Source organism: Campylobacter sp. CNRCH_2014_2849, assembly GCF_025772845.1.
GTDB classification, from domain to species: domain Bacteria; phylum Campylobacterota; class Campylobacteria; order Campylobacterales; family Campylobacteraceae; genus Campylobacter_D; species Campylobacter_D lari_D.
Genome location: NZ_JAKMSW010000024.1, coordinates 1 through 4,824 on the forward strand (window position 1 = coordinate 1; position 4,824 = coordinate 4,824).

A 4,824-nucleotide genomic window follows, 5' to 3' on the forward strand; every position below is an offset into this window, starting at 1 on the left:
AAGTAAAATCTGTCGTTGCTTCTAATTTATAAAGTTCATCATAAATACTTTGACAATCAATGATGCTTTTATTTTCACAAAATAAATAAATACTTTTTTTATCTTTATGAATAAAATATAAAAAGTCTTTACCTATCATAATTTTCCTAAATAATACCTATTTTAGCTTTTCCATTAAAATACAAAGCTTGTGATATTTTACAAACTCCACCTAAATATTGCTCATCCCAAATTTGATCTTTTATTTTATAACTTTTTGAATTATATCCGTATATTTTTGTTATATTATTAATATTTTCAAGACATTTCATATCTTTATAAACCACAATAAAAATTCTAAATTCTCCAATGGCAATTTTATGAGCTAAATTTTCTTGATTATTAATAAAGGAACTATCTTTTCTGTATTTATTAAAATCATTTTTATCAAGAATTAAAATATATTTTTCTTTTTCATGTGCCTTTAAAATAAAATCTATGATTTTTATTTGACTAATGGTAGGAGCTTTATAGCTTGTATAATAATTATCTCCAACCTCTTCTAAAATACCATTTGTTTCTTGCATTATAGTGGCTATTAATGAAAGAAAATATTCAAAATGATTGATTTTTTTTGGAGAGCTTCTTAAAAGCCCAAGAGGTCCATTTTTAAGAGCGAAATTTTTATTATTAATAGCATTATTTTTTAACACAAAAGTTTCTGTATATATTTGAATATTTTTCATAAAATGATTAAGATACTCTATACATTCACTAAAACTTTTATCTTTGACTTTGTTATGGTTAGCATCTAATTCTAAAAGATAGGAGTAGAAGTAAAGAGTTTGAGTTAGGGGGATGGAGTGAGAATCTTTACCCGTATAGATAGGCAGTCTATTGTGTGAGCCATATTGAGCAGAAGCGATGATATTTATACCACCGCTGTCATAGACACAATATACTTTTTGAGGATTTAAGACTTGCTCCATAATATTTTTATCTAATAATGCTGCCAAAGCCCGCATTAGCATATTATCAATCTCATCAATAGCAGGAGAATTAAAAGTATAGACTTGCGATGCCATAAATTTGATTGCATTAAATTGTGTATTTAAGCTCCTATCAATAGTATCGCAAAATTGCATTGCTATAACTGCTAAATATCCGCCTAAAGAATGCCCTATAAAAATAATATTATTTGAATCTACTTTGTTTAAAATAGGTGCTATGTCTAATAAAAATTGCTTTAAAGCATTAAGTTGAAAATCGCCCTTACCAAAGGTAAGCCCTATATCCGCCAAAGTATCCATACTCCAAAGTCCCTCTGTCCCCCTAAACCCTACTACAAACTTATCTTTTTCTTTATCATAAAACAAAGTAGCACTAAAGCCAGAAGCCGTATTTGGTTGGTGGAATTTAATCTCATATTTTTTAGCAAAGTTTTTAGCTTAAATCTCCCCAAATTCTCCATTAAGTGTCGGATATAGTGCAATGGAATCATCATAAATAAAATAATCTTTATATTTTTTAGATAAGGTCTTTGTATATTCTAAATTTTCTATATTGTCTTTATCTTTAGGGAATCTATTTTGCCCTATTTTATAACTATCCATTTCTCGCTCATCGTTATTGATATACATAAAGTTAAAATAACTTGCTTGAGCCAACTCGGCATAGTCTCTTAGATTGTTGATTAATTCTTTCATTTAGTCTCCTAAAGTTAATTTAGCACCAAAAACAGAGCAAATGCCAAAGGGTAATATAAAAACAATATTAAAAAATTCCTTAAATATTTTTTAATTCTTGTTATTCCAAAAAGCCATAGATTGGCTATCATTAGTGGAAAGACTATCCAACCAAGCATTATAAAAAACTCCTCAACCCTATTTGGATTATGTCCAACAATAGGAGATATAAACCAACCTACAACACATAATATAATCCAACAAATATAAAGTATTTTTAGAATCCGCATTCTGTTTCCCTAAACCACACCACGAAACCATCTTTGTATGTATCATAGAACAAAGCAGCAGAAAAGCTTGACTCTGTATTTGTTTGATGGATTAATAAATCATATCTATCTAAGAATTGTTTGGCTTGGAGTGGGGAGAAGTCGCCATCGAGCTTGCTGATAGTAATTTCTTTTTGTTCTTTATCTAACTGAACAAATTCAACAACTCTATGATTTTTATAGTTTGTATTCAAAATATCCGTAATGTAAATTTCTTGAATTTTAGGTTTATTGTCAGCGTCTCTAATTTCATTGCCTTGCCTATCTTGCATTACAAGAAAGTGAGATTTACTTTGCTGTTCTAAAAAATAGTGAAAATATCCATAGCTAGCCCATGCTAACTCAGCGTTATCTCGTAGTTTTTCAACTATCTCTTTATTTGTCATTTTGCCTCCTTAAAATTACAGATAAACTTATTATCTTTAAAACATTCTGGCATCTCTTTAATATAGATATTACCACAGGTAATATAATTATTCCACATAACTCTAAAATCCATATTGCCTTCATTGCCTAATATCATAGGTCTCCAATCATACCAAATTGAGCCTGATTCATTGATTTCTATTATATTTTTTTCCAAATCCATTTTAATATTTAACTGAGCTTTTATTCTCTCAGTATCATATCTAAATCGTGCAATATAATTATTATTCTCAAGTTTTAAATTATTTTGTAAATCACTAGGATTAACTCCAAATAATTTTAATGCTTTCTCTGTTCTTTTTTTTAGAAGGCGGTGTAATATCTAACTCACATATTTTCTTAAACTTCCAATAACTTGGTTGTAATTCATAAGGAGTATAATAAAGCGGGATTCCAAGTAGATAAATTCCAAATAATGTAATAAATACTAAGATAATCTTTTTAGGTGCAAGAAACTTTTTCATTATTTGACTTCCTTAGGCTCTATTCCTCTAATGGCTAAAATATAATTGATATAGCCATATTCACTTGTATAGATTTTTTCTTTAGTTTTACTATCAATTTGTTTTCTTTTTTCTCCAAACAAAGTAGCACTAAAGCCACTTGTAGTGTTAGGCTGATGAAATTGAACCTCATATCTTTGAATGAAATTTTTAGTCTGTAATTCTCCAAATTCTCCATTTAGTTTATCAAAATTTGTCTTTTCATCAAAGAAATTTAATATTTTTGATTGCCAATCATTATCTTGTCTTAAATCAATCAATACTTTTTTATCTTTATATTTTTGACTGACAACATGTTCTAAATTTACTTTTATTTCTCTATAACCTCTAAGAGAATTTTCTTCTTGAATTTTTTCTTGATTAGAATCTAACTCAAATATATTTCTAGTATTTAAAAAATCAAAATTAAAATAGCTAGCTTGTGCAAGTTCTGCATAATCTTTTAAATTATTGATTTGAGTTTTCATTTTTATTTCTTTTAATTAAATAAATTATTGCAAATATTACAATATGTATCACAATAATAATTAAGTACAACTTAAAATTACTATTATTTCTATTAATCAATAGTAGCAACAAATAGCAACAAATAGCAACAAATAGCAACAAATAGCAACAAATAGCAACAAATAGCAACAAATATATTTTTTGTTTTTCTTGCTTTTTTATAAATCAAATAATAAAAATAAGGCAATAATGGAAAAAGATAAAGTATAACAAGAAAAAAGAACATTTTAGTAAAAGTTGCATCATATGCCATATAATAACCTAAAATAGCCCCAAATCCCCAAATTATAATCCAAATAATATATAGATTTTTTAGTATTATCACACTACTTCCTTTTTTTGTTGAAATTTAAATTATTATTAAAAAATCAAAAAAACCAATCTATACAAGTTTAGCGTAATTTTTGAGATTGTTAATTTGAGCTTTATTACTCATTTTTTAAATCCATATAGAAAATAAAAAGATATAAAAAAATGTATAAAAAAATACAAAATAATAAAGAAAAATAATAAGAAAGTTCTTTTCTAAATTTAATAGATATTATTAAAAATAATATTGTATAAATGCCTAATATTATTACATAATTAAAAAATCCCCCCAAGATAAAGAAAAATAAAGAAAAATAAAGAAAAATAAAGAAAAATAAAGAAAAATAAAGAAAAATAAAGAAAAATATTTTTGGATTTAATAGTTTCTTGTAGTGTTAAATATGATATGTAAGGTAACAATGGATAAGAATATATAAAAAATGCAATCTTTAACATATCACCAAAAAATTCTATATCACTAAAATAAGCATATAAAGAACTAAACAAAAAAATAATTCCCCAAAACATCCCCCAAGCAATGTATATTTTTTTTAATAAACCCATTTATTTTCCTTTTTATATTTTTAATAAAATTATCCTACTTTTTAAAAATCAAAATATAATTACACTAGGAACCATTCCAGCCATAAATACCAAGAACATTAAAAGTAACATATTCCAACATCGCATAACTAGCATCTGCTATATCAGCATAGTCTTTGATTTGAGAGATAAGTTCTTTAGGGTTCATTAATATCTTTCCAAATTATATTTTTCATCACTTTTTATAAATTTACCATTAGTAAAATAATGAAAAGATCCCCCGCCAACACCTGTGTATCTTGTACTGGAAAAACTAAATCCTCTTCCTTCATCTCCAAACAATCCATAGCTTTTTTTACTATACATAAATCTAGTAGAAAAAACAACAGGATATTTTTTACCCTCACACACATAATAAGTTGTCATACCCAAATAAGGTCTTAATTTTTTATAGTTTTCTTCACCCATATATGCTTTAAATTGATCTTCATAGTATGCAAATTCGGGTTTATCATCGAAATTAAAATTAGATTCGCCTATTTT

Annotated in this window: 8 protein-coding genes; all 8 read right to left on the reverse strand. The window is 26.2% G+C overall.

Annotation, left to right across the window (positions count from 1 at the left end; translation table 11 throughout):
- Window positions 1–146: 146 nt before the first annotated feature.
- Entirely contained in the window at window positions 147–1,289 is a 1,143-nt protein-coding gene (locus L8X33_RS08400) for a hypothetical protein (protein WP_263666959.1), read from the reverse strand.
- Between the two features lie 138 nt (window positions 1,290–1,427).
- On the reverse strand, window positions 1,428–1,685 hold the full coding sequence (locus tag L8X33_RS08405) for a hypothetical protein (protein WP_070311057.1): 258 nt from the start codon (window positions 1,683–1,685) through the stop codon (window positions 1,428–1,430).
- Window positions 1,686–1,941: 256 nt separating this feature from the next.
- Window positions 1,942–2,379 (reverse strand): hypothetical protein, encoded by a 438-nt coding sequence (locus tag L8X33_RS08410; RefSeq protein ID WP_044598580.1) that lies wholly within the window; start codon window positions 2,377–2,379, stop codon window positions 1,942–1,944.
- Between the two features lie 303 nt (window positions 2,380–2,682).
- Entirely contained in the window at window positions 2,683–2,883 is a 201-nt protein-coding gene (locus L8X33_RS08415) for a hypothetical protein (protein ID WP_263666958.1), read from the reverse strand.
- Window positions 2,883–3,389 carry a hypothetical protein gene (locus tag L8X33_RS08420; protein WP_263670465.1) on the reverse strand — a complete coding sequence of 169 codons (507 nt, stop codon included), beginning with the start codon at window positions 3,387–3,389 and terminating at the stop codon, window positions 2,883–2,885. The genes L8X33_RS08415 and L8X33_RS08420 overlap by 1 nt, the downstream gene beginning before the upstream one ends.
- 92 nt (window positions 3,390–3,481) lie before the next feature.
- The gene (locus tag L8X33_RS08425) at window positions 3,482–3,754 is read right to left on the reverse strand and encodes a hypothetical protein (RefSeq protein ID WP_263670467.1); all 273 of its coding nucleotides are present in this window, start codon (window positions 3,752–3,754) and stop codon (window positions 3,482–3,484) included.
- Between the two features lie 612 nt (window positions 3,755–4,366).
- On the reverse strand, window positions 4,367–4,489 hold the full coding sequence (locus L8X33_RS08430) for a hypothetical protein (protein WP_263670468.1): 123 nt from the start codon (window positions 4,487–4,489) through the stop codon (window positions 4,367–4,369).
- Window positions 4,489–4,824, reverse strand: a 336-nt coding sequence (locus L8X33_RS08435; protein ID WP_263670469.1) for a tRNA 2-selenouridine synthase, incomplete at its 5' end; no start/stop codon positions are given. The genes L8X33_RS08435 and L8X33_RS08430, both read right to left, overlap by 1 nt.